Source organism: Alcaligenes sp. WGS1538, assembly GCF_043187505.1.
Classification (GTDB): domain Bacteria; phylum Pseudomonadota; class Gammaproteobacteria; order Burkholderiales; family Burkholderiaceae_B; genus Alcaligenes.
Genome location: NZ_CP171109.1, coordinates 3,459,194 through 3,482,906 on the forward strand (window position 1 = coordinate 3,459,194; position 23,713 = coordinate 3,482,906).

28 protein-coding genes and 1 tRNA gene are annotated in these 23,713 nt (G+C 62.3%); 7 read left to right on the plus strand and 22 right to left on the minus strand.

Annotation, left to right across the window (positions count from 1 at the left end; translation table 11 throughout):
* Window positions 1–123: 123 nt before the first annotated feature.
* From ACF3ND_RS16095 to ACF3ND_RS16140, 10 genes are all read right to left on the minus strand, one after another.
* On the minus strand, window positions 124–546 hold the full coding sequence (locus ACF3ND_RS16095) for a F0F1 ATP synthase subunit epsilon (protein WP_394062239.1): 423 nt from the start codon (window positions 544–546) through the stop codon (window positions 124–126).
* Window positions 547–555: 9 nt separating this feature from the next.
* The gene (gene atpD / locus ACF3ND_RS16100; RefSeq protein ID WP_394062241.1) at window positions 556–1,977 is read right to left on the minus strand and encodes a F0F1 ATP synthase subunit beta; all 1,422 of its coding nucleotides are present in this window, start codon (window positions 1,975–1,977) and stop codon (window positions 556–558) included.
* A 45-nt stretch (window positions 1,978–2,022) separates the two neighbouring features.
* Window positions 2,023–2,934: a F0F1 ATP synthase subunit gamma gene (gene atpG, locus ACF3ND_RS16105; protein WP_394062243.1), complete on the minus strand. Its 912-nt coding sequence runs from the start codon at window positions 2,932–2,934 to the stop codon at window positions 2,023–2,025.
* A gap of 96 nt (window positions 2,935–3,030) precedes the next feature.
* Window positions 3,031–4,572, minus strand: coding sequence for a F0F1 ATP synthase subunit alpha (gene atpA / locus ACF3ND_RS16110; protein ID WP_394062245.1), 1,542 nt, complete (start codon window positions 4,570–4,572; stop codon window positions 3,031–3,033).
* A gap of 36 nt (window positions 4,573–4,608) precedes the next feature.
* Entirely contained in the window at window positions 4,609–5,148 is a 540-nt protein-coding gene (locus ACF3ND_RS16115; RefSeq protein WP_394062247.1) for a F0F1 ATP synthase subunit delta, read from the minus strand.
* A gap of 14 nt (window positions 5,149–5,162) precedes the next feature.
* Entirely contained in the window at window positions 5,163–5,633 is a 471-nt protein-coding gene (locus ACF3ND_RS16120; RefSeq protein ID WP_394062249.1) for a F0F1 ATP synthase subunit B, read from the minus strand.
* Between the two features lie 150 nt (window positions 5,634–5,783).
* Window positions 5,784–6,026 carry a F0F1 ATP synthase subunit C gene (gene atpE / locus ACF3ND_RS16125; protein WP_009464117.1) on the minus strand — a complete coding sequence of 81 codons (243 nt, stop codon included), beginning with the start codon at window positions 6,024–6,026 and terminating at the stop codon, window positions 5,784–5,786.
* Window positions 6,027–6,129: 103 nt separating this feature from the next.
* Complete coding sequence (gene atpB / locus ACF3ND_RS16130; RefSeq protein WP_394062253.1) at window positions 6,130–7,011, minus strand: F0F1 ATP synthase subunit A; 882 nt, start codon at window positions 7,009–7,011, stop codon at window positions 6,130–6,132.
* 56 nt (window positions 7,012–7,067) lie between these two features.
* Window positions 7,068–7,553, minus strand: coding sequence for a hypothetical protein (locus ACF3ND_RS16135; RefSeq protein WP_394062255.1), 486 nt, complete (start codon window positions 7,551–7,553; stop codon window positions 7,068–7,070).
* 295 nt (window positions 7,554–7,848) lie between these two features.
* On the minus strand, window positions 7,849–8,625 hold the full coding sequence (locus ACF3ND_RS16140; RefSeq protein WP_394062257.1) for an enoyl-CoA hydratase: 777 nt from the start codon (window positions 8,623–8,625) through the stop codon (window positions 7,849–7,851).
* Window positions 8,626–8,659: 34 nt separating this feature from the next.
* Between ACF3ND_RS16140 and ACF3ND_RS16145 the strand changes: the two genes are divergently transcribed.
* The 3 genes from ACF3ND_RS16145 to ttcA all read left to right on the plus strand — a co-directional run bounded on the left by ACF3ND_RS16145 (window position 8,660) and on the right by ttcA (window position 11,954).
* Window positions 8,660–10,438, plus strand: a complete 1,779-nt coding sequence (locus ACF3ND_RS16145; protein ID WP_394062259.1) for a M61 family metallopeptidase — start codon at window positions 8,660–8,662, stop codon at window positions 10,436–10,438.
* Window positions 10,439–10,491: 53 nt separating this feature from the next.
* The gene (gene folB / locus ACF3ND_RS16150; protein WP_394065856.1) at window positions 10,492–10,851 is read left to right on the plus strand and encodes a dihydroneopterin aldolase; all 360 of its coding nucleotides are present in this window, start codon (window positions 10,492–10,494) and stop codon (window positions 10,849–10,851) included.
* Between the two features lie 62 nt (window positions 10,852–10,913).
* Complete coding sequence (gene ttcA / locus ACF3ND_RS16155) at window positions 10,914–11,954, plus strand: tRNA 2-thiocytidine(32) synthetase TtcA (protein ID WP_394062261.1); 1,041 nt, start codon at window positions 10,914–10,916, stop codon at window positions 11,952–11,954.
* Window positions 11,955–12,003: 49 nt separating this feature from the next.
* On the opposite strand, the gene ACF3ND_RS16160 is transcribed toward ttcA, so the two are convergent.
* The 5 genes from ACF3ND_RS16160 to hemA all read right to left on the minus strand — a co-directional run bounded on the left by ACF3ND_RS16160 (window position 12,004) and on the right by hemA (window position 16,196).
* Window positions 12,004–12,585, minus strand: coding sequence for a UbiX family flavin prenyltransferase (locus ACF3ND_RS16160; protein WP_394062264.1), 582 nt, complete (start codon window positions 12,583–12,585; stop codon window positions 12,004–12,006).
* Window positions 12,582–12,908, minus strand: coding sequence for a Grx4 family monothiol glutaredoxin (gene grxD / locus ACF3ND_RS16165; protein WP_394062266.1), 327 nt, complete (start codon window positions 12,906–12,908; stop codon window positions 12,582–12,584). Before grxD ends, ACF3ND_RS16160 begins: the two co-directional genes overlap by 4 nt.
* Before the next feature lie 21 nt (window positions 12,909–12,929).
* Window positions 12,930–13,745, minus strand: a complete 816-nt coding sequence (gene prmC / locus ACF3ND_RS16170) for a peptide chain release factor N(5)-glutamine methyltransferase (RefSeq protein ID WP_394062268.1) — start codon at window positions 13,743–13,745, stop codon at window positions 12,930–12,932.
* Window positions 13,742–14,821, minus strand: coding sequence for a peptide chain release factor 1 (gene prfA / locus ACF3ND_RS16175; RefSeq protein ID WP_394062270.1), 1,080 nt, complete (start codon window positions 14,819–14,821; stop codon window positions 13,742–13,744). Before prfA ends, prmC begins: the two co-directional genes overlap by 4 nt.
* 100 nt (window positions 14,822–14,921) lie before the next feature.
* Window positions 14,922–16,196, minus strand: a complete 1,275-nt coding sequence (gene hemA / locus ACF3ND_RS16180; RefSeq protein ID WP_394062272.1) for a glutamyl-tRNA reductase — start codon at window positions 16,194–16,196, stop codon at window positions 14,922–14,924.
* A 282-nt stretch (window positions 16,197–16,478) separates the two neighbouring features.
* Here hemA and ACF3ND_RS16185 point away from each other — a divergent pair.
* Window positions 16,479–16,554, plus strand: a tRNA-Phe gene (locus tag ACF3ND_RS16185).
* Between the two features lie 148 nt (window positions 16,555–16,702).
* Here the strand turns inward: ACF3ND_RS16185 and ACF3ND_RS16190 are convergent.
* Both ACF3ND_RS16190 and ACF3ND_RS16195 read right to left on the minus strand, forming a co-directional pair.
* The gene (locus ACF3ND_RS16190; protein WP_394062274.1) at window positions 16,703–17,122 is read right to left on the minus strand and encodes a type II toxin-antitoxin system VapC family toxin; all 420 of its coding nucleotides are present in this window, start codon (window positions 17,120–17,122) and stop codon (window positions 16,703–16,705) included.
* Window positions 17,119–17,373 carry a type II toxin-antitoxin system Phd/YefM family antitoxin gene (locus tag ACF3ND_RS16195; protein WP_394062275.1) on the minus strand — a complete coding sequence of 85 codons (255 nt, stop codon included), beginning with the start codon at window positions 17,371–17,373 and terminating at the stop codon, window positions 17,119–17,121. Before ACF3ND_RS16195 ends, ACF3ND_RS16190 begins: the two co-directional genes overlap by 4 nt.
* 257 nt (window positions 17,374–17,630) lie before the next feature.
* Between ACF3ND_RS16195 and ACF3ND_RS16200 the strand changes: the two genes are divergently transcribed.
* The 3 genes from ACF3ND_RS16200 to ACF3ND_RS16210 are packed head-to-tail and all read left to right on the plus strand — an operon-like array spanning window position 17,631 to window position 19,084.
* Window positions 17,631–17,951, plus strand: a complete 321-nt coding sequence (locus ACF3ND_RS16200) for a hypothetical protein (RefSeq protein ID WP_394065879.1) — start codon at window positions 17,631–17,633, stop codon at window positions 17,949–17,951.
* A gap of 32 nt (window positions 17,952–17,983) precedes the next feature.
* Window positions 17,984–18,538: a superoxide dismutase [Cu-Zn] SodC gene (sodC, locus tag ACF3ND_RS16205; RefSeq protein WP_394062277.1), complete on the plus strand. Its 555-nt coding sequence runs from the start codon at window positions 17,984–17,986 to the stop codon at window positions 18,536–18,538.
* A 36-nt stretch (window positions 18,539–18,574) separates the two neighbouring features.
* On the plus strand, window positions 18,575–19,084 hold the full coding sequence (locus ACF3ND_RS16210; RefSeq protein ID WP_394062279.1) for a pyridoxamine 5'-phosphate oxidase family protein: 510 nt from the start codon (window positions 18,575–18,577) through the stop codon (window positions 19,082–19,084).
* A gap of 68 nt (window positions 19,085–19,152) precedes the next feature.
* On the opposite strand, the gene ACF3ND_RS16215 is transcribed toward ACF3ND_RS16210, so the two are convergent.
* From ACF3ND_RS16215 to ACF3ND_RS16235, 5 genes are all read right to left on the minus strand, one after another.
* Window positions 19,153–19,881 carry a ferritin Dps family protein gene (locus ACF3ND_RS16215; protein WP_394062281.1) on the minus strand — a complete coding sequence of 243 codons (729 nt, stop codon included), beginning with the start codon at window positions 19,879–19,881 and terminating at the stop codon, window positions 19,153–19,155.
* A gap of 1 nt (window position 19,882) precedes the next feature.
* Window positions 19,883–21,070: a hypothetical protein gene (locus tag ACF3ND_RS16220; protein ID WP_394062283.1), complete on the minus strand. Its 1,188-nt coding sequence runs from the start codon at window positions 21,068–21,070 to the stop codon at window positions 19,883–19,885.
* Window positions 21,071–21,209: 139 nt separating this feature from the next.
* On the minus strand, window positions 21,210–22,250 hold the full coding sequence (locus ACF3ND_RS16225; protein ID WP_394062285.1) for an AbrB family transcriptional regulator: 1,041 nt from the start codon (window positions 22,248–22,250) through the stop codon (window positions 21,210–21,212).
* Between the two features lie 209 nt (window positions 22,251–22,459).
* Window positions 22,460–22,705: an AbrB family transcriptional regulator gene (locus ACF3ND_RS16230; protein WP_394062287.1), complete on the minus strand. Its 246-nt coding sequence runs from the start codon at window positions 22,703–22,705 to the stop codon at window positions 22,460–22,462.
* Between the two features lie 49 nt (window positions 22,706–22,754).
* Window positions 22,755–23,693 carry a LysR family transcriptional regulator gene (locus ACF3ND_RS16235; RefSeq protein WP_394062289.1) on the minus strand — a complete coding sequence of 313 codons (939 nt, stop codon included), beginning with the start codon at window positions 23,691–23,693 and terminating at the stop codon, window positions 22,755–22,757.
* Window positions 23,694–23,713 lie beyond the last annotated feature (20 nt).

Below are 23,713 nucleotides of genomic sequence, written 5' to 3' on the forward strand. Positions count from 1 at the left end.
GGCGCAAGCGCGTCCCGGAGCCGCAGGCCCGGGACGCCTATTCTTGCCCCGGATGCAGGCGCACGCTTTGCAAACAAAAAAGGCACCCGAAGGTGCCTTTTTTGTGGATGTCGCCAGACTGGATCAGTGCTTGCGAACGTCACGCAGACGACGGGCGGCGGCTGCCTGGGCGGCCAGCATGGCCAGCTCGGCTTCCACCACGGCGATGTCGGCCTTGTCCTTGGTGTTGCGCAGGGCTTCTTCCGCACGCTTGCGGGCTTCAAGTGCCTTGGCCTCGTCCAGGTCGTGAGCGCGAATCGCGGTGTCCGACAATACGGTGACTTTCCCGGGCTGAACTTCGAGTATGCCGCCAGCCACGAAGATGTGCTCTTCACGGCCATCGTCCATAACGATCTTCAGCGTGCCGGGACGAATCCGCGAGATCAGCGGGGTGTGGCCGGGCAGAATGCCCAGCTCCCCGGCCTCGCCGGGCAGCGCCACGAACTTCGCCTCGCCGGCGAAGATCGATTCTTCGGCACTGACCACGTCAACATGAAGCTTAGCCATGAGCAATCCTTACTGAATAGTCTTGGCTTTCTCGAAAGCCTCGTCGATGGAACCGACCATGTAGAACGCCTGCTCGGGCAGGGCGTCGCACTCGCCGTCGACGATCATCTTGAAGCCACGGATGGTTTCGGACAGAGGAACGTACTTGCCGGGAGCGCCGGTGAACACTTCGGCCACGTGGAAAGGCTGCGACAGGAAGCGCTGGATCTTGCGGGCGCGAGCCACGATCTGCTTGTCTTCCGGCGACAGTTCGTCCATGCCCAGAATGGCGATGATGTCACGCAGTTCCTTGTAGCGCTGCAGCGTCTGCTGCACGCCGCGGGCGACCTGGTAGTGCTCTTCGCCCACGACCTGGGGGTCGAGCTGGCGGCTGGTGGAGTCCAGAGGATCCACGGCGGGGTAGATACCCAGAGCAGCGATGTCACGCGACAGCACCACGGTGGAGTCCAGGTGCAGGAAGGTGGTGGCGGGCGAAGGGTCGGTCAAGTCGTCGGCTGGCACGTACACGGCCTGGATGGACGTGATCGAACCGGTCTTGGTGGAAGTGATGCGCTCCTGCAGCTTGCCCATTTCCTCGGCCAGCGTAGGCTGGTAGCCCACGGCCGAAGGCATACGGCCCAGCAGAGCGGACACTTCGGTACCGGCCAGGGTGTAGCGGTAGATGTTGTCCACGAAGAACAGGATGTCGCGGCCTTCGTCGCGGAACTTCTCGGCCATGGTCAGGCCGGACAGCGCCACGCGCAGACGGTTTCCTGGAGGCTCGTTCATCTGGCCGAACACCATGGCGACCTTGGAGTCGCTCAGGTTGTCCATCTGGATCACGCCGGCGTCCGCCATTTCGTGGTAGAAGTCGTTACCTTCGCGGGTACGCTCGCCCACGCCTGCAAACACGGACAGACCGCTGTGCTGCTTGGCGATGTTGTTGATCAGTTCCAGCATGTTCACGGTCTTGCCCACGCCGGCGCCGCCGAACAGGCCGACCTTGCCGCCCTTGGCGAACGGGCAGACCAGGTCGATCACCTTGATGCCGGTTTCCAGCAGTTCCACCGAAGGCGACAGTTCGTCGAACTTGGGGGCTTCCTGGTGGATGGAGCGACGCTCGTCGGACTGGATGGGGCCCACTTCGTCGATGGGGCGGCCCAGCACGTCCATGATGCGGCCCAGGGTGCCGGTGCCCACGGGCACGGAGATGGGGGCGCCGGTGCCGGCCACTTCCATGCCGCGGCGCAGACCGTCGCTGGAACCCATGGCGATGGTGCGAACCACGCCGTCGCCCAATTGTTGCTGTACTTCAAACGTCAGGCCTTTTTCAGCGAAGGCCGAGCTTTCGTCAACGAGCGTCAGGGCGTCGTAGACTTTTGGAATGCTGTCGCGGGGGAACTGAATATCCACCACGGCGCCGATGCACTGAACGATGGTACCGTTGCTCATGTTTAGTCCTTGCAATATAACTTTGATGGTGTGCCTTGCCGTGCCTTACACCGCAGCGGCACCCCCCACGATTTCGGAGATTTCCTTGGTAATCGCCGCCTGGCGGGTCTTGTTGTAGACCAGCTGGAGCTCGCCGATCACGGACTTCGCGTTGTCCGAAGCGGCCTTCATGGCCACCATGCGGGCAGACTGCTCGGAAGCCATGTTCTCGGCGACTGCCTGATACACCAGACCTTCCACATAACGCAGCAGCAAGTCGTCGATCACGGACTTGGCATCGGGTTCGTAGATGTAATCCCATCCGTATTCGGAGGAATTGGCAACGCCGGTTTCTGCGTTGACCTGGTCGCCGGCCTGGAACGGATCCTTCAGGCCGGTGGGCAGAGGCAATAGGCGAATGAACGTCGGGTCCTGCTTCATCGTGTTGACGAAGCGGCTGGTCGCCAGATAGACGGCGTCGATGCGACCTTCCACGAAATCGTCGATCTGCACCTTGATGGCGCCGATCAGACGTTCCAGGTTGGGCGCGTCGCCCAGGCCGACTTCCTGGGAGACCAGCTTGGCGCCGACACGAGCCAACGTGCCGGCAGCCTTCCCACCCAGAGCGGTCGTCTGCACCGAAATGCCCTTGTCCTCGAACTCGCGCAGTCGCGCAAGCACCAGACGCAGGATGTTGGTGTTCAGGCCGCCGCACAGACCTTTGTCCGTGCTGACCACGACGATGCCAACAGCCTTGATTTCGGCGGGCTCAACCATGTAGGGGTGAGTGTAGTCGGGGTGCGCCTGCATCAGGTGCGAAGCGATCTCGCGCACCTTGTCTGCATAGGGACGGCCGGCCCGCATCCGTTCCTGCGCCTTGCGCATCTTGGATGCCGCCACCATCTCCATGGCTTTGGTGATCTTGCGCGTGTTTTGCACGCTCTTGATCTTAGTACGAATTTCCTTGATTCCGGCCATCACACTTTCCTGTAAGGGCATTGTCGGGAGGCTGGCGAGGCCGCCGCCTCCCGCTAATCGTGACGCCGGAAGCACTCCGGCGCCTGCCTGCAGTGATTAGAAAGCGCCGTGCTTCTTGAAGTCCTGGATGGCTGCAACCAGCTCAGCCTCGTCTTCCTTAACCAGTTCCTTCTTGCTTTCGATGCGCTGGACCAGTGCGTCAAACTTGTTGCGCAGGTGATCCTTCAGGCCTTTCTCGAAAGGCAGGACCTGAGACACGTCCAGATCGTCGAAGTAACCGTTGTTCACGGCGTACAGGCTCACGGCCAGTTCCCACACGGCCAGAGGCTGGTACTGGGGCTGCTTGAGCAGTTCAACCACGCGCTTGCCGCGCTCGAGCTGGCGACGGGTGGCGTCGTCCAGGTCGGAGGCGAACTGGGCGAAGGCGGCCAGCTCACGGTACTGGGCCAGGTCGGTACGGATACCGCCGGACAGCTTCTTGATGACCTTGGTCTGGGCGGCGCCGCCCACGCGGGACACCGAGATACCGGCGTTGATGGCGGGACGCACACCAGCGTTGAACAGGTCCGATTCCAGGAAGATCTGGCCGTCGGTAATCGAAATCACGTTGGTCGGCACGAATGCGGACACGTCGCCGGCCTGGGTTTCGATGATGGGCAGGGCGGTCAGCGAACCGGTCTTGCCCTTGACTTCGCCGTTGGTGAATTTTTCAACGTATTCGGCGTTGACGCGCGCAGCGCGCTCCAGCAGGCGGGAGTGCAGGTAGAACACGTCGCCGGGGTAGGCTTCGCGGCCTGGAGGACGGCGCAGCAGCAGGGACACCTGGCGGTAGGCCCAGGCTTGCTTGGTCAGGTCGTCGTAAATGATCAGGGCGTCTTCGCCGCGATCACGGAAGTATTCGCCCATCGTGCAGCCCGAGTACGGAGCCAGGTACTGCATGGCGGCCGATTCCGAAGCGGAGGCGGCCACGACGATGGTGTATTCCATGGCGCCGTGCTCTTCGAGCTTGCGCACCACGTTGTTGATCGTGGAAGCCTTCTGGCCCACGGCAACGTAGATACATTTCACGCCATTGCCCTTCTGGGCGATGATGGTGTCCACGGCCACGGCGGTCTTGCCGGTCTGGCGGTCGCCGATGATCAGCTCGCGCTGGCCGCGGCCGATCGGCACCATGGAGTCCACGGCCTTGGTGCCGGTCTGCATGGGCTGGGACACGGATTCACGGGCGATCACGCCGGGAGCGACCTTTTCGATGACGTCGGTCAGCTTGGCGTTGATGGGGCCCTTGCCGTCGATGGGGTTGCCCAGCGTATCGACCACGCGGCCGAGCAGCTCGGGGCCCACGGGCACTTCCAGGATGCGGCCCGTCGTCTTGACGGGATCGCCTTCGGAAACACCGGTGTATTCACCCAGAATCACGGCGCCGACGGAGTCGCGCTCGAGGTTGAGGGCCAGACCGAACGTGTTGTTCGGGAATTCGAGCATTTCGCCCTGCATCACATCGGACAGACCGTGGATGCGAGTAATACCGTCGGTCACGGATACGACCGTACCTTGTGTACGAACGTCAGTCGACGCGCCCAGGCCTTCGATGCGGCTCTTGAGCAGTTCGCTGATCTCGGACGGATTAAGTTGCATGTTCAGACTCCTGAAATCCTGTTTACTGACTCGCGCTTATGCGGTCAGCGTATCGCGCATGCTGGCCAGCCGGGCCTGCACGGAAGTGTCGAGCACCTGGTCACCAACGACCACCCGAATACCGCCAATCAGATCAGCGTCGACGGTCACTGTCGGCTTAAGCTTCAGGCCAAACTTCTTTTCGAGGCCGGCGACCAGCTCGCCGACCTGAGCGTCGCTGAGCGGGAAAGCGCTGGTGATCTGCGCCTGAGCCGTGCCTTCGAGTTGGTGTTTCAATAGATCGAACTGCTCTGCAATCTGGGGCAGCAGCAAGATGCGCTGATTGTCCACTAGCAGTTCGAGAAAGTTGCGAGCCTTTTCGGGGACCTGGGACTTGATCAGGCCTGTAAAAAGTTCGAGACGCTGCCCATTGTTCAGGCGCGGATCGTTCAGTGCCTCGCGCACATCGTGAAGACCGGCCACCTGAGCCATTTCGGACAACAGGGCCGACCACGATTCGAGGCCCAGACTGTCGTCGCGCACAGCGGCGAACAGGGCCTCGGCGTAAGGTCTGGCAATAGTCGATAGTTCAGCCATGGCCTGCCTTGATTTTAAAGTTCAGCCTTGAGCTGCTCAAGCAGCTCAGCGTGCGCTTTTGCGTCAACTTCGCGGCGCAGGATCTGCTCGGCGCCTTTCACGGCCAGGGCGGCGACTTCGCCACGCAGACCTTCGCGCACGCGTTGCACTTCCTGGGCGGCGTCTTGCTGAGCCTGGGCGATGATGCGGGCCTTTTCGGCTTCAGCTTCACGACGGGCCTGCTCCAGCAGGGCAGTCGCCTGTTTTTCGGCGTCGACAATCCGTTGATGATTTTCGGATTTGGCCGATGCTTCCATCAGGCTGATACGCGCTTGAGCCTGGGCCAGGTCTGCCTTGCCTTTGTCGGCAGCGGCCAGGCCGTCGGCGATTTTCTGACGACGATCATCGATTGCTTTCGTCAATGGCGGCCATACGAATTTCATCGTAAACCAGGCCAAAACGAAAAACACGATCATCTGGAAAAAGAGAGTCGCGTTTAAGTTCACGGTCGTATCCCTTCAATACCACTTGTGCCGGATGCTGGATTGCGTCCCGACACCTGTATGTTCAAGTCGGAAGCGGTGCATGTTCACGAACGAGCGCTGCACCGCCAACGACTGCCTGTCCGCATGCGGAAGCGCAGCGGACCCGCCTTGTTACCCGACGAATGGGTTGGCGAATGCAAACAGCATGGCGATACCGACACCGATCAGGAAGGCAGCATCGATCAGACCGGCCAGCAGGAACATCTTGGTCTGCAGGGCGTTCATCAGTTCAGGCTGACGAGCCGATGCTTCCAGATATTTACCACCCATCAGGGCGATACCAATGCAAGCGCCGAAAGCGCCCAGGCCGATGATGATACCGCAAGCAAGAGCAACGAGAGCGACGTTGGTCATGACAACTCCTTGGTTAAAAATCAGGTGTAAATCAAAAAATCAAAAAAGCGTGAGCAAGCGAACTTGCATCCCGGCCAGACCCCATTGCCCGGCCGGAAACTGATTAATGGCCTTCGTGAGCTTGCCCGATGTAGACGAGGGTAAGCATCATGAAAATGAATGCCTGCAGCAGAACGATCATGATGTGGAAGATCGCCCATACAGAGCCGGCCAGAACGTGGCCGATGCCCAGTCCGAGGCTGGCGCCATTAAACCCAGTCCATGCACCGCCCAGCAGAGCGATCAGCATGAAGACCAACTCACCGGCAAACATATTGCCGAACAGCCGCATGCCCAGGGAAACCGACTTGGCTGCGTACTCGATGCAGTTCAGCAGGAAATTGAAGGGGGCAAGCACGACGGCCATGATGCCGCTGGCAGTGAATGGTGCAGTGAACAGTTCCTTGACGAAGCCGCCGGGGTGCTTGATCTTGATGCCGTAGTAGAACATCAGCAGCAGCACGCCCAGGGACATGCCCATGGGCACGTTCAGGTCGGCGGTCGGCAGAATACGGTGGTAATAGAGCGGATCGCCGTGCTCGGTGCCCAGGCCGGTCGAATGGAAGATCCAGGCCAGCAGGTCGACGGGGACCAGATCCAGGACGTTCATCATGACGATCCAGAGGAACACCGTCAGGGCCAGCGGCGAGACGAACTTGCGCGATTCCGCATTGTGCACGATGGACTTGGCCTGGTCTTCGACCCAATCGACCAGGATTTCGACGAAGGACTGCAGGCGGCCGGGTACGCCGGCGGTGCAGCGGACGGCTGCGCGCCACATGAAGAAGACCACGACCAGGCCCATCAGCAGGGACCAGAACATGGAGTCGTAGTTGATGACACCGAAGTTGGCCAGAACATCCTGTTTTTCACCCAGGTTATTCAAGTGAACCAAATGGTGTTGGATGTACCCTGACTGAGGCGAAATATCACTAGCAGCAGCCATCTGTATTTACCCTGTGATGTATACGTTAAGGGACAAGCCCGTGAAACAAAAATCCGTTATGGCAGCTTGCGGAAAACCAGCAGCAGCACATAGCCCTTCAAGACACACAGCAGGCCGAACAGCAGGGCCGGCCAGACCAGCCAGCCCGTATTCGCCCAGGCGGCCAGCGCCAATGTCAGTACTGCGAAGCCCAGCTTGAAGGCCTCCCCCCAGAAGAAGGAAAGCGCGCCGGCGTTGCCGCCGCCCATCAAGCCCAGCAGGAGACGCAGCGCGAACAAAGCGTTGGGCACAAAATAAGCAGCCGCACCAATCAGTGCCGAGGCTGCTGCATTCGCGCCGGAAACCCATGCGGACAGACCGATCGCCAACAAGGCCATGAAGGCCTGGGCCATCAGGGTGCGCACGATTCCTTTGCCCGCCCGGCGCGCCATGCGGGCGCGCTGCTCCGGTGTGAGAACCACGGGTTCTGGAAAGGAAGAGGCTTTCCCTGCTGCCTGCACCGTGTCCCCGGTGCCCGTCTGCTGATCGACCGGCTGATTCATAGTAGGAAAAACTCGGATAAAGTTGTGAGGATGGATGTGCTACAACTACAGGCCCAAAAGGCCGCCCCATCCCATCCGCGCAAAATTATCGGCCCCTTAAAAAGCCGCTGGCGTCAAACCCATAAAGTATAGCGTCTTTTTTTTGTTGCAAGCAAATTGAGTCAGGCTTGTTTCAGCTTGGCCGCAGGATTTCGAAGACGAAGAATCAAGGAGAACAAGGGGTCGGGAAATTTTGTAACGTTGCACCGCAGCAACTTTACAACAACCCCTATGTTTTCATTGACTTTTAAACAGTTTAGCGATGCTTGAATTCCGGCTTGCGCTTCTCCACGAAGGCGCGCATGCCCTCCTTCTGGTCCTCGGTGGCGAACAGGACATGGAAGTTGCGCCGCTCGAACAGCAGGCCTTCCTCCAGCGAAGACTCGAACGCCCGGTTCACGCACTCCTTGGCCATCAGCACGGAAGGCAGCGACATGCTCGCGATCACCGTGGCCGCCTCCAGCGCTTCGTCCATCAGCTTGTCGGCCGGCACCACGCGCGAGACCAGCCCGGCGCGCTCGGCCTCGTCAGCATTCATCATGCGCGCCGTCAGCACCAGGTCCATGGCCTTGGCCTTGCCCACCGCGCGCGGCAGGCGCTGCGTGCCGCCGAAGCCCGGGATGACGCCCAGCTTGATCTCCGGCTGGCCGAAGCGGGCCGTGTCGGCGGCGATGATGAAGTCGCACAGCATGGCCAGCTCGCAGCCGCCGCCCAGCGCATAGCCGGCCACGGCGGCGATGATGGGCTTGCGGATGCGGCGCAGCTCCTGCCAGTGGCCGCCCAGGTAGTCCTGGGAAGACACATCATGGTAGTTCCAGTCCTTCATGGCGCCGATGTCGGCGCCGGCGGCGAAGGCTTTTTCGTTGCCGGTCAGCACCAGGCAGCCTATCCCGTCGTCGGCCTCGAACTTCTGCACCAATGCATACAGTTCGGCGATGACTTCGTTGCTGAGCGCGTTCAGGGCTTTGGGCCGGTTTAATGTCAATAAAGCAACACGACCATGCACCTCTGCTTTGACCAAGGGTTCGTTCATGCTGACTCCCAACAAAATTAAATAGAATAAGGCAATGGAACCTACACCCGTACTTTACCGCGCCCTGCCGGAAGATCTATCCGGCCATCGCCTGACTGTCCAGATACAGATCACTTCCCCCAACCCCGAAGGCCAGATCCTGAGCCTGCCCGCCTGGATTCCCGGCAGCTACCTGATCCGCGACTTTTCGCGCCAGATCGAAAGCATCGCCGCCTCCAGCCAGGGTACGCCCGTACCCGTGCGCAAGCTGGACAATCACCGCTGGCAATGCGCGCCCTGCCAGGGGCCGCTGCACATCCAGTACCAGGTCTATGCCTGGGACCTGTCGGTGCGCGGCGCGCACATCGACGAGACCCATGCCTTCTTCAACGGCGCCGGCACGCTGCTGGCCGTGGAAGGCCGGACCGACCGCCCCTGCCTGCTGGAGCTGGTCGAGAACGAGCAGATCGCCCACTGGAACGTCTACACCAGCCTGCCCGAAGCCCAGGGCCATCCCGGCGCGGCCGCGCGCCATGGCTTCGGCCTGTACCGCGCCCGCGACTACGACGAACTGATAGACCATCCCGTTGAAATGGGCACGCCGCAGGTCATCAGCTTCTTTGCCCACGGCGCCGAACACGAACTGGTCTTCACCGGCGTGCTGCCCAACCTGGACCTGGCCCGCATCGCCCGCGACGTCGAGCAGATCTGCGCCGCGCAGATCGCCTTCTTCGAGCCCGAAACCCGGCGCGCGCCCTTCCTGGACAGCAGCTCGCGCTACGTCTTCATGACCATGGTGACCGACGACGGCTACGGCGGACTGGAGCACCGGGCCTCCACCGCCCTGATGGCCTCGCGCCGCGACCTGCCCGCCCAGGGCCAGGACAAGGCTGTCAAGAGCGCCGGCTACCAGACCTTCCTGGGACTGGTCAGCCACGAGTACTTCCACACCTGGAACGTCAAGCGCATCAAGCCGGCCGCCTTCGCGCCCTACGACCTGAGCCGCGAGAACCACACCCGCCTGCTGTGGGTGTTCGAAGGCTTCACCTCTTACTACGACGACCTGATGCTGCTGCGCTCGGGCGTGGTCTCGGAGCCCGAATACCTGGGCCTGCTGGCCAAGAACATCAGCGCCGTGCAGCGCAGCCCCGGCCGCTTCAAGCAGTCGGCGGCGGAGAGCTCCTTCGATGCCTGGACGCGCTATTACAAGCAGGACGAGAACTCCCCCAACGCCCTGGTCAGCTACTACACCAAGGGCGCCTTGATCGCCCTGGGGCTGGACCTGTGCATACGCGCCCACAGCGGCCAGGAAAAAAGCCTGGACGACGTCATGCGGCTGATGTGGGAGCGCTATGGCCGCGATTTCTATCAAGGCAAGCCGCAAGGCATGCCGGAAGACGCCATGCCCGCCCTGATCCTGGAGGCCACGGGCTTTGACGCGACGGATTTCATCGCCCGCTACGTGGACGGCCGCGAGGACCTGCCCCTGAAGCCATGGCTGGCCAAACAAGGCGTGCAGCTGGACTGGAAAGCCGCCTCGAAACTGCCCAGCCTGCAGGCGCGCCTGCGCCAGAACGGCGGTCAGTGCCAGCTGGCCACGGTATTCACGGACGGCGCAGCCCACCAGGCCGGCCTGTCGGCCGGCGACACGCTGGTGGCGCTGGACGGCCTGCGCATCAGCGACAGCGCCGGCCTGGAGCGGCTGCTGGGCGCCTATGAAGCCGGCCAGACCGTGCAGATCCACGTCTTCCGCCGTGACGAGCTGCGCTGCTTCACGTTGCAGCTGGCCCGCCCCGCCCAGGACGAATGCGTCCTGGCCCGCCTGCCGGCCTGATGATCAACCCCGGCGGCCGTCTCCCCGGCCGCCCTTCCCGCTTCCTGCCTTTCATGCCCACCCGCCGCATTTTCATCAAGAACCTGGTCGTGGACGCCTCCATCGGCATCCTGGACCACGAACTGGCTCACCGCCAGCCCCTGCACATCGACGCCGAATTCGACGCCGCCATCACCCGTACCGTGGACGACGCCGACATAGACAGCGTGCTGGACTACCGGCAATTGCGCCAGACGCTGATCGAAGTCAGCACCTTGCATCACACCAATCTGCTGGAAACCCTGGTCGAACAACTGGCCGACCGCATACAGAACGAATTTCCGGCCATAGAACGCGTTAAAATCCGGGTCAGCAAGCCCCAGGCCTTCCCCGACTGCGACGCCGTCGGCATTGAAATCGAACGCAGCCGCTGATTGCGCGCGTACGCCCCGCCCGCCGGCGGGACGGGGCGAATGACACTCCTATCGCTTTTCCTATGTCCCAAGACACCAGCACCCTTCCCGCTCCCGAGACCGACGCCCTCGCCTTCGCCACCAAGGCCGAACGCAAGCAGCGCGTCGATGACAACAAGCTCAGCAAGCGCATCATGCGCGAAGTGGGCCGCGCCATCGGGGACTTCAACATGATCGAGGACGGCGACAAAGTCATGGTCTGCCTGTCCGGCGGCAAGGACTCCTACGGCCTGCTGGACGTGCTCATGACCATGCAGAAGCGCGCGCCCATCAAATTCGACATCGTGGCCGTCAACCTGGATCAGAAACAGCCCGGCTTCCCGGACCACATCCTGCCCGACTACCTGGAAAAACTCGGCGTGCCCTATCACATCGAGACCCAGGACACGTATTCGGTGGTGACGCGCGTCATCCCCGAAGGCAAGACCATGTGTTCGCTCTGTTCGCGCCTGCGCCGCGGCATCCTGTACCGCGTCGCCAAGGAGCTGGGCGCCACCAAGATCGCCCTGGGCCACCACCGCGACGATATCCTGGCCACCTTCTTCCTGAACCTGTTCTACGGCGGGCGCATGAAAGGCATGCCTCCGAAGCTGATGTCGGACAACGGCGAGCACATCGTGATCCGCCCGCTGGCCTACGTGCCCGAAAAAGACCTGATCGCCTACGCCAAGCTCAAGCAGTTTCCCATCATTCCCTGCAATCTGTGCGGCTCGCAGGAAAACCTGAAGCGCCAGGAGATCAACCGCATGATCGCGGAATGGGACAAGAAATTCCCGCACCGCTCCTGGAACGTCTTTGGCGCGCTGACGCGCGTCATTCCCTCGCACCTGATGGACTCGCAGCTGTACAACTTCACCGATCTGAAGGTGACCGGCCAGGCCGATCCGGACGGCGATACGGGCTTCGACCAGGATTACTTCGACGACCACCTGCCCGCGGGCCTGGGCCCTGCCGTCCTGGCCGACGAGGAGGACGCCCGCAGGGACGCCTTCACCCCGGCCCAGCCGGCCGCCGCGGGCGAGCAGAAGATGATCTTCGTCAGCAAGCGTCGATCAGGTCAATAGGCCGATCGGCAGACAAAAAAACCTGGCTGCAAGGCCAGGTTTTTTTGTTTCAGGCCGGCTTCTGCGAGCCGTCCCAGCGTTCGCCGGGCACCTGGATGTCGAACAGCTCCAGCACCCGCATCACTGTGTGGTCGACGATGTCGTCTATGCTCTTGGGGCGCAGGTAGAAGGCCGGCATGGGCGGGAAGATGATGCCGCCCATTTCCGTGACCGCCGTCATGTTGCGCAGGTGCGCCAGATTGAACGGCGTCTCGCGCACCATCATGACCAGGCGGCGGCGCTCCTTCAGGGTGACGTCCGCCGCGCGGGTGATGAGATTGTCCGAAAGCCCGTGGGCCACCGCCGCCAGGGTCCGCATGGAACAGGGCACGATGACCATGCCGGCCGTGGGAAAGCTGCCGCTGGCCAGCGTCGCGCCCACGTCCCGGAAATTATGGACCTGGTCGGCCAGGGCCTGGATGTCGTGCCGGCCTATGTCCAGCTCGTACTTGATGTTCAGCACCCCGGAAGGCGAGATCACCAGATGGGTCTCGACATCCGGACAGGTCTTCAGCACCTGGAGCAGGCGCACGGTGTAGACGGCCCCCGTGGCCCCGGTCATGCCGACGACAAGGCGTCGCCTGGCGCTCACTCCAGGGCCCCGGCCTCGCGCAGCATGGCTTCCAGTTCGCCGTTCTCGTACATTTCGGACACGATGTCCGAACCGCCGACGAATTCGCCCTTGATGTACAGCTGGGGAATCGTGGGCCAGTTGGAGTAATCCTTGATGCCCTGGCGCACTTCCGCGTCGTCCAGCACATTGACGATGACCACCTGGCTCAGGCCGACGGCGCGCAGGATCTGCACGGTGCGGGCGGAGAAGCCGCACTGGGGAGCCTGGGCGGTGCCCTTCATGAACAGGACGACAGGGTTTTCCGTGACCGTTTCGCGGATGAAATCTTGAACTTCACTCATGATGTTCTCGTAAGAAAAGAATTAACGTTGACCGCCTGTGACCCGCCGTATCCCGGCCAGATCGGCATGGCTGGCGATCTGGGTGAATCCGGCGTGACGCAGCATATTCTGCACATGGTCGGCCTGATCCCAGCCGTGTTCCATGAGAAGACTGCCCCCCGGGCGCAAATGCAACCCGGCCCCTTGAACTATTGTACGCAAATCCGTCAAGCCGTCAGCCCCGTCCGTCAGGGCATGGCGCGGCTCGAAGCGCACGTCGCCCTGGTCCAGGTGCGCATCGTCCGCCGCGATGTACGGCGGATTGGACACGATCAGGTCAAAGGGCGGCAGACCCGACACGGCATCGTACCAACTCCCCAGACAAAACTCGACTTTCCCGCACAGCCGCTGGGCGTTTAGGCGGGCCTGTTCCAGCGCCGGGGCGCTGATGTCCGTGGCCACCACCTGCGCATCCGGCCGGGCCAGGGCCAGCGAGACGGCGATGGCGCCGCTGCCGCAGCCCAGGTCCAGGATGCGCGGCGCTGTGACGTCCCGCAGGCGCTCCAGCGCCTGTTCCACCAGGGTTTCCGTATCGGGACGGGGAATCAGCACGTCCGGGCAGACCAGGAATTCATGGCCCATGAACTCGCGCACGCCGACGATGTAGGCCATGGGCTCGCCCGCCAGGCGACGCGCTTCCAGGCGGCGATAGGCCTGGACCTTGTCCTGCGGCAGTTCGTCCGTGTCGTGGGCGATCAGCCAGGAACGGGAAACGCCCAGCACCTGCATCCAGAGCATGTCCCGCTCCAGGCGCGGCAAGGCGCTGTCCGCCTGCAAGGCGCGCAGAGTCAGGCTCATGCCTCCGCCAGCGCGGCCAGTTGCTCGGCCTGGTGCTCGGACAACAGGGCCTTGATCAGTTCGTCCAGATCGCCGTCCATGATGTATCCCAGCTTGTACAGCGTCAGGTTGATACGGTGATCCGTCATGCGGCCCTGCGGGAAGTTGTAGGTGCGGATGCGCTCGGAACGGTCGCCCGTGCCCACCAGGCTCTTGCGCTGGGCGGCCTCCTTGTCGGCTTGCTCGCGCTGCTGCTTGTCTTTCAGGCGGGCCGCCAGCACCTGCATGGCTTTCTCGCGGTTGCGATGCTGGGAGCGGTCGTCCTGGCATTCCACCACCAGCCCGGTGGGCAGGTGGGTCAGGCGCACGGCCGAGTCGGTCTTGTTGACGTGCTGGCCGCCCGCGCCGCTGGCACGGAAGGTGTCCACGCGCAGGTCGGCCGGGTTGATGACGATCTCGCTCAGGCCTTCGGCCTCGGGCAGCACGGCCACGGTGCAGGTGGACGTGTGGATGCGGCCTTGCGCCTCGGTTTCCGGCACGCGCTGCACGCGATGGGCGCCGGACTCGAATTTCAGGCGTCCGTAGACGTCCTGGCCCTCGATGCGCACCACCACTTCCTTGTAGCCGCCCAGGTCGGCCTCGCTGGCCGACATGATCTCGGTGCGCCACCCGCAGTTCTCCGCGTAGCGCATGTACATGCGCAGCAGATCGCCCGAGAACAGCGCGCTTTCGTCGCCGCCGGCGCCGGCGCGGATCTCGATGAACACGTTGCGGGTGTCGTCCGGGTCGCGCGGCAGCAGCAGGATCTGCAGTTCGTCTTCCAGTTGCTGGATGCGTTCCTTGCCCAGCTTGAATTCTTCCTCGCCCATTTCCTTCAGTTCGGGATCGGACATCATGTCCTGGGCGGCCTGCAGGTCCTGCTCGGCCGATTCATAGGCGGAAAACGCGGTCACCACGGGTTCCAGTTCGGCACGCTCACGCGACAGTTTGCGAAATTCGTCCATGTTGCCGGCGATCTCGGGCTCGGCCAGCATGGCATCCACTTCGATGAGACGGCGGGCCAGTTGCTCCAGCCGGCTGCGCATAGAGTCTTTCATAGGGGAAAAGCCTAAAGGGAAATCAGAAGGCCTGGGCGCAGGGCGACGCTACACATCTGGCTGCACCGCAGGAAGTCGGTGAAACAAGCCGCCAGAAACGCTAACGCCGACGCGTGGTGGAAGGCAGCAGGCGAGGCAACAGGCCCAGCAGCTGCTCGCGCTCGGCGCCTTCGCTGCGGGTCAGTTCGGCCATGGGGCCGTGCAGGTACTTCTGAGTCAGGCCGTGGGCCAGCCATTCCAGCACGTCGGCGGGATCGTCGCCGCGGGCCAGCATGCGGCGGGCGCGGTCGAGCTCGTGCTGGCGGACCTGCTCGGCCGACTGCTGGACATCCAGGATGGTGGGCACGATGGCCCGGTTGCGCAGCCAGTGCATGTACTGCTGCACCTGGGTGTCGATGATGGCTTCGGCCTGCACCACCGCGGCACGGCGGGCGTCGGTGCCGCGCTGGACCAGGCGGCCCAGGTCGTCGACCGTGTACAGATAGACGTCGTCCAGGCGGCCGACCTCGGTTTCGATGTCGCGCGGCACGGCCAGGTCGACCATGACCACGGGACGGTGGCGGCGTGAACGCACGGCGCGCTCGACCATGCCCAGGCCCAGAATGGGCAGGGTGCTGGCCGTACAGGAGACGACCACGTCGAACTCGGCCAGGCGGTCGGGGATGTCGGCCAGCTTCATGGTGGTGGCCAGGAAGCGCGAAGCCAGGGTTTCCGCACGCTCCTGCGTGCGGTTGGCCACCACGATGCTACAGGGGTTGACCGCCGCGAAGTGGGTGGCGCACAGCTCGATCATCTCGCCGGCGCCGATGAACAGCACCTTGGCCTGGGACAGGTCGCCGAAGACGCGTTCGGCCAGGCGCACGGCGGCGGCCGCCATGGACACCGAATGCGCGCCGATGGCGGTCTGCGTGCGGACCTCCTTGGCGACGGAGAAGGTGCGCTGAAACAATTGGTGCAGCAAGGTGCCCAGCGAACCGGCCTCGTTGGCGGCGCGCACGGCGTCCTTCATCTGGCCCAGGATCTGGGGCTCGCCCAGCACCATGGAGTCCAGGCCGCTGGCCACGCGAAAGGCGTGGCGCACGGCTTCGTTCTGGTTGTAACGGTACAGGTGCGGAGTCAGTTCGGTGGAACGCAGGCTGTTGAAGTCCGCTATCCATTCAGGCAGGCGTTCAGCCACATGCGGCTCGGCTGCGCAATAGATTTCCGTGCGGTTGCAGGTGGACAGGATGGCCGCTTCGCGCACGCCGTTGCCGAACGTGGAACGCAAGGTGTCCAGCGCCGGCTTCAACACGTCGATCGGGAACGCCACGCGCTCGCGCACGGAGACCGGCGCGGACACGTGATTCAGACCGAAGGTGAGGACATCTACTGACATGAGCGATAGGGGCCGAGGCCCTGAAAAGACCGAAACAGGCGGCCCTGCCTGGGCAAGCCGCGTGCGATGCACCTGATTTTACGCCGCCGGGATGCTTTTTGACAAAAATGCTCCGCGACGCCGTTTTTTATGATTATAATCTGCCCTCCTGCGAAAGGACCGGTTTGACGTCACGATCGACCTTCTCCAGGAAGCGAAACAAGGAAAGCGCAAAATTTTTTGTTGTTTCGCACGCACACTTCAAAACCTGTGTTATAGTTTCGTTTTTACCGAGCAGCACATGGCCTGGTAGCTCAGTCGGTAGAGCAGAGGATTGAAAATCCTTGTGTCGGTGGTTCGATTCCGCCCCAGGCCACCAGAATCGCTTCAAAGAGCCCAGCTTAACCGCTGGGCTTTTTGTTGTCAGCTTGATCGGCTCGGGCTGACTTTGGCTCTACCCCATAAACAGCCGCACTGGGCTAAGACCAGCATGCGGTCGTTCTCTCGGACCGCCTGGCGCAATGCGCTCATACCCAGGGGTTAATAATGGTCACGCCGGTATTTTTGAAATCCGGCACATTGCGCGTAACGACCGTCATGCCATGAACGAGCGCCGTTGCCGCAATCAGCGCGTCGCGCTCACCTCGCTTGTCAGGCACGTGCAATCGGGCGCAGCGTTGCGCTACGGCTGTGTCAACCGGCAACGTGCGGCTGGAGAACTCCGGCAAGACATGTTGCTCTAGCCAAGAACGCAACATGGCACCTTGGATTGGATCCTTGCGTTCGATGGACAGAATGCCAAGCTCCAGCTCCATGATGGTGATGGCTGACACGAAGAGGTCTGCTGCATCGACACTTTCCGTCCAAGCGGCAACGTTCACATCCGCTTTGCCAAGTCGCACCTTGCGTAATTCGGACACCACATTGGTATCGAGCACATACATCATGAGAAATCAGCCGGTTGGATCCTAAGGTCTGCACGCGGCGGCTCAAAATCAATGTCCGCTGCATCTGGCATTGCCAGCGCATCTGCGATGTTACGTCGCTGCTTGGTCAGCCGTTGGTACTCCTCGAAACTCAAAAGCACATGCGCCGGTTTACCGCGATCCGTGATGAACACGGGGCCGCTTTTGCTTGCTTTCTTAGCACGGGTCACGTCTTGATTCAGCTCTCTGCTCGATAGGGTCGTGATGGTCATGGCGATGTCTCCTGCACCAAAATGACATGTAGGTACATTACTACAAGAGAAGCGCTTTTTCAAGTTTTTGTGGCGTCTTCAGGGCCAACTCAGGTACAACCCCATTTGGCCAAAGTGGCTGCGCCAGTTGGTGCGGGTTCTCCGGTACACAGCAGCCATCTCAGCCGAAATCCGCGATGCGCGCATGCAGGATCGGAAGGTGTTGGTTCTGAACGAACGCACGGAGCACCTCAATGCCATGAGTCGAACTCGACAACTTGAAACCAGCATCCTTTGTCTTGCGCGGCCGCATGTCGAAAAAGCAGCGAGCAGCACTGGTGGACGATCTGAAAGCACTGCCGCCAGATGCTCCTCGTGTACTCCTGGCGACGGGAAAACTGGCTGGCGAGGGCTTCGATCATCCGCCTCTCGACACATTGCTACTGGCCATGCCGATCTCCTGGAAGAACGAAGTTCGCGTTTTAACGCAACGGCCCCGCCTCAGACTCTGGAGTAAGGCCGCCCCCGATTCGGGCTTTGCTGACAAAGAGAAACGTCTACTTAAATGTGCGGCTGCGATCGATGCTAGGCTGGCCTGATATCTGTTTGCCTTTCAAGAGGAGCCAGAATCATGCGTCTTTTTTCAGTCTATGTTCGACACGCATTCGTCGCGGCTGGCGCGGCCGCAAGCCTGGGGCTGGCGGCGCCGGCCCTGGCCGACGACATCACGATTCCCATGGCCTTGGCCACCAAGGATGGATCTGCGGACAAGATTGGGCAGGTGTCCGTCAGCCAGACGAACTACGGCCTGGTCTTCACGCCGGAGCTCGAGGGGCTGAAACCCGGAATACATGGGTTCCACGTCCATGAAAAACCCGACTGCGATCCTGCCGAAAAAGAAGGCAAAGTGACGCCGGCCGGGGCGGCGGGAGGTCACCTGGATCCCGAAAAGACGGGCAAGCATGGCTTTCCCTGGGGCGATGGCCACCTGGGCGACCTGCCGGCGCTGTACGTCGGCGCGGATGGGACGGCGACAACGCCCGTGCTGGCTCCGCGCCTGAAGTCGCTGGATCAGATCCGCGGCCGCGCCCTGATGATCCACGAAGGCGGCGACAACCATTCCGACCATCCCGAACCGCTTGGCGGAGGCGCCGGCCGGATCGCGTGCGGCGTCATTGAAAAATAGGCGTCCGACTTTTTTCAACCTCTCCAAGGAGACGTTATGAACGGACAAGTGGAAGCTTCTTTTAAACGCCTGCAGGACCTCATCAAGGACATCCGTTTCGCGATGTTCACCACTCACGGCGCCGGCGATGTCCTGCATGCCCGGCCCATGACGACCCAGAAGGCAAAGGTGGAGCGGCCGGACGACGACGACAAGCTCTGGTTCTTCATGTCGCGCTCGAGCGAGCCCGTGGCAGAGCTGCTGGCCGACCCGCGCGTCAATGTCAGCTATGCGGACAGCAGGCACGACACCTACGTTTCCGTGGCCGGCAGGGCCAGCCTGGTCGACGACATGGACCACAAGGAACGCTTCTGGAATACCATGACCGAGGCCTGGTTTCCCAAAGGCATCGAGGATCCCGACCTGACCCTGGTCTGCGTGCAGATCCATTCCGCCGAATACTGGAATGTGGAAGAAGGAAAGCTGACCCAGATGGCCAAGATGGTCAAGGCCGCCATCATGGGCGAGCGTCCCGCCGACATGGGCAAGCACGGCAAGATCGACTAGACTTGCCCGGAATCAGCCCGAACAGCCCAGCCGTCGAGCTGGGCTGTTCCGTTTTCGCAGTCGCCCGCTTACGCGCCTTCGTCGCTCAGCAGCACCTGCAGCCAGCGCTTGACCCGGATCTCGTGCTCGCGCTCGATCTCCAGCGCGTCCTGGAACAAAGCCGCCATATCTTCCTGGCCCGCTTCGCGCACCAGTTCGACCAGCAGCTCCCAGCAGGCCTTGTCCGTCATCTCCGCCGTCAGAAGAACCTGCAGCCCGTGCGCCAGCGTGGTGCGCGGATCGGTCAGCACCTGGATGATGCCCATGGACGCCACGGCGCTCACGTCGGCCGACGGAGTCTGCGCGGTAGGGTCGCCGCCCAGCTCCTTGATCGCCCTGACCACCAGCTGGTAATGATGCAGCTCCTCGTTCATGATGTAGTGCAGGTCGGCCAGCAGGGCCGTCTTCTCGGCATACTCGCACGCCTTCACCTTGCCTATCATGGCCTGGTAGAGCCGTACGCCGCTGCGCTCGTAGGCCGCCCGCTCGCCCAGCTTGTCGAACAGGACGGCGGGGCGGCGGCCCATCAGCTCTCCCACCGCGGTGGTGGCGATTCCCCTGCCGGTCACGGGCATGGGCACCGCGCCCACGCGTTCGGCGTGACGGATGTAGTCGCCCCGCAGGGCGGCGATGGCGTCTTCATCGCCCTCCAGAGGCTGGGCGGGCCAGGTCCGAGCATACTCGATCTGATCGGGCCCCATGACCGGCGCCATCTGGATGCCGGTGCGATTCATCCCTACCTTGGTCTGGTTTTCCATGTCAGCTCCTTGTCGTATCGATCTGAATGCGATGGTTCAACTGCGTACCCGGCGCCCATTGATATCCGGCCGACACCGTGTTGGTCGGCGAGCCGTCGGCGTTCAGAATGGCACGCTGGCGCAGGGACTGGGGGCTTTCCTGCTCCAGGGGCACGTAGTTCGTCCCCTTGGCGCGCAGGTCCACTTCGGCCTCGAGCACGCCGCGGATGAATTCCCGCTGCGGCTTGAGACCCAGAGGCGCGGGCATGGCCGTACCCAGCACCTCGGCCGGATCGCGGCGTTCATGCTTTTTGAACAGCTCGCACACTTCCGTCAGATGGCCCAGCTCATAATCCAGGAAACGCTCCCAGATGGCCTTGATGCGCGGATTGGTCTCGGATTCCACGCAACTGTAGTAGGTGTGGACCTCGGTGGCCTCGTGGATCAGGATCTTCTCCAGCCAGGACTCCTCCGGGTCCTGCAAGGAGCCGTACTGCGTGACGTGCTGCTCCTCGATGGAGGCGATCTCGGCATAAAGCTGGCGCGCCACCGGATCGGCGAACAAGGGACCGATGTTCATGTAGTAATCATGGGTCTGATACTCGGACGCCGTAATCAGCGTGGCGTGCACCTTGGTCAGGATATGAGCCTGCGCGCGATCATAAGGCTGACGCACGTCGTCGTCGGGATGACGGTGCTCGTCCGCAGTGGGCCTTCCCGGCACGATGTCGGTATACCCCTGGATGATGTTGTTGGCGTCCTTGCCCTCCAGCCTGTCCAGCATGGCGCTGTAGCGGTACAAGTGGTCGAAGTCCTCCAACAGGCCGAAGCGGTAGGTCTGCGCCTGGTAAGGATCGAGCTCGGCCTTGGCGACGGCGGCGGTGACCTCGATGGCCACCTGCTCATAGGCGATCGTGGTCTCCAGGGGCGAATGGTCGGCCGACAGCAGCCAGTTCACCAGGGTGGCCTGATGCTGTTCCACCCGCCGCAGGCGAGCCAGCGGCAAGCGCAGGTCCCGGTTGAAACGCGAGGCGATGTGCTTCAGGCGCAACGCGTCCAGCTCCAGCCCATTCAGCAAAATGATGCGGATCCGCGTGAAGGCGTCGTCGTCCAGCTTGCTGATGGGTTGGCCCACCATGTCCCGCCAGGTGAATTTCTGCCTGTCCAGCGGCGTGCCGGGCTGGTCCCATACATTGTTCAATAAACTCATAGACTCTCTCCCTGCTGGTTGAAATAGCGGTCATGGTGCGCACGGCTGCCACACCAGCAAGTTCCATGCCCTGGATGACAGAGCCCGGCCCGGGGGCCGGACTTTCCGAGGGACCGGCGCGCCGGCCGGCGCCTTGCGCTCAATCCGCATGCAACAGCCGCGCCAGGCCTTGATACAAGGGGCCGCTCAACACCAGCACGAAGACCATGCGCGCCACCTGGAAGGACGTGACCATGGGCGCACCGAGCTGCAGGACCTTGGCGGTGATGGCCATCGCCGCGATACCGCCGGGGCTGACGCCCAGGGCCAGCGTGGGATAGGGAATGTCCGAGAGACGGAACAGCAGGTAGGCGAAGCCGAAGGCCAGACCCAGGTTCAGCACGTTGGCCGCCGCGACCACGCCCAGGTAGCGCGGCGCCCGGCGCAAGAAGTCCGAGCCGAACTTGTCGCCCAGCGACCAGCCTATGCATAGCTGGCCCAGATTGGTCATCTCCACCGGCAGGCCCGACAGCACCACATCGTTGCCGGTCAGCAAGGCCACGACCAGCAAAGGCCCCAGCACCCAGGGATTGGGGAGGCTCAACACCTGGAACAGCCAGCCTGCGGCGCCGCCGAGCAGCATCAGCAGCGCCAGGCCGGGCAGATACAGGAAGTCCGGCCTGACCAACGCGCCGGCCTGCTCGCCCGAAACCCCCAGAGCCTCGAAGACAAAAGGAATGATCAACACCACCATCAGCACGCGCAGGCCTTGCGCCGAGGCCACCATGTCGGGCCGCGCGCCATAGCGTTCGGCCAGACCGGTCATCTCGCTGGCTCCCCCCACCGCGCTGGAAAACCAGGCCGTGCGCAAATCCAGGCCTGCGAAGCGGGTCAGCATGAAGGTGCCCAGGCAGCACAGCACCAGAGCGAACAGCATTCCCATCATGATGAAAGGCGCATTGCCGGCGATCAGTCGCACCATGGCCGGCGTGAAATACAGTCCCAGCGAGGCGCCGATGACCCACTGACCTGCATTGCGCAACGTCGGCAGACAGACGCCGGGGCTGCCCGCCATCTTGGCGACGGCGGTCAGGACCAGCGCCCCCAGCATCCAGGGCATGGGTATATGGAGCCGGCCCGCGCCCAGAGCGCCGAGCAGCGCTATGAAAACGCCGATGCAGACCCGAATCCATATATTCATGTGCAAAACCCCAAAACCAGGGGCCTGGTTCTCTTTGACGGCCCGCGCCGCGTCCATGCCTGCCAGATGCCGCTTAGCCAGTACAGACACGCCGGCCGATAGGCCCGGAAACGACTGCCAGACCAGCAAGTTCCATGCCCTCGACGAAAAAGCCCAGTCCGCGGACTGGGCTTTGCAAAAGGGCCGGCGCGACTGACGACGCCGCGCGCTCAGGATACGCGCAACAGCCGCGCCGCGCTTTGATACAGGGGGCCGGTCAGCACCAGCACGAAGACCATGCGCGCCACCTGGAAGGAGGTGACCATGGGCGCTCCGAGCTGCAGCACCTTGGCGGTGATGGCCATCTCCGCGATGCCGCCGGGGCTGACCCCCAGCACCAGCGTGGGATAGGGAATACTCGACAAGCGAAACAGCAGATAGGGGAAGCCGATGGCGATTCGAATCCATATGTTCATCTGCAAAACCACAAAGCCAGGACCGGGCCTGACGCCCCTCTTCTTCATTTTAATAAGACCCGGCGGGCTCGCCGGTCAACTCCAGGACGAAACGGCGCAGCCAGCGGTTCTCCTCGTCATGTTCCGCATTGATGTCCCAGATCATGGAGACGATGAAGGAAGGCACGCGCAGCGGCGTCGCCGACACCGCCAGGCGGCGATTGGACTCGGCGAACGAATGCGCCGCGTAATCCGGCAAGGTCAGCACCAGCCGGCTGCCGATCACCGCATTGACGGCGCCGGAAAAATGGGTGAACGAAGCCTTGACCTTGCGCTGGACATGTTCGGCATCGAACAGTTCATCGACAAAGCCGCGCAAGCCGTCGTAGGAGACGCGCCCGTGCTGCGCCTCCAGGTACTCCTGCTTGCTGATGGGCGTGGAAAAGTTCGTCGACTCGCGATCGTACAAACAAGCGTAAGAGGCCGAGAACAACACCTGTGACTTGTGCACGGCGCTCAGGTGCTTGGGACTGGAACAGATGACCAGGTCCGCATCATGCTCCGCCATGCTTTGCGGCCATACATAGCTATTGGTCTGATAGAAGGAAAAACTGATGGACCAGCCGCGCTGGTCCACGGCCCGGATCATGCGCTTGGCGAGCATGTTCTCCAGATCGTCGGACAAGGCGATGCGAAATACCCGGCTGGAGCGTTGCGGGTCGAAATGCTGCTCCGGCGTCACCAGCGCAGAGATGCTCTTCAAGGCCTCCGAAATCTGCGGCGCGATCTCCAGGGCTTTGTGCGTGGGCGCCATGCCGTGGGAGCCGCGCGTGAACAGCTCGTCGTTGAACATCACGCGCAGCTTGCGCAAGGAAGCGCTGACGGCGCCTTGCGTCACGAACAGGACGTTGGCCGCCTTGGTCACGCTGCGCTCGTTCATGAGGCACTGGAAAACCAGCAGCAGGTTCAGATCAACTCGCCTGATATTAGCAATGTTTATCGAGGTCATTTATCGAATTAGTTTGAATA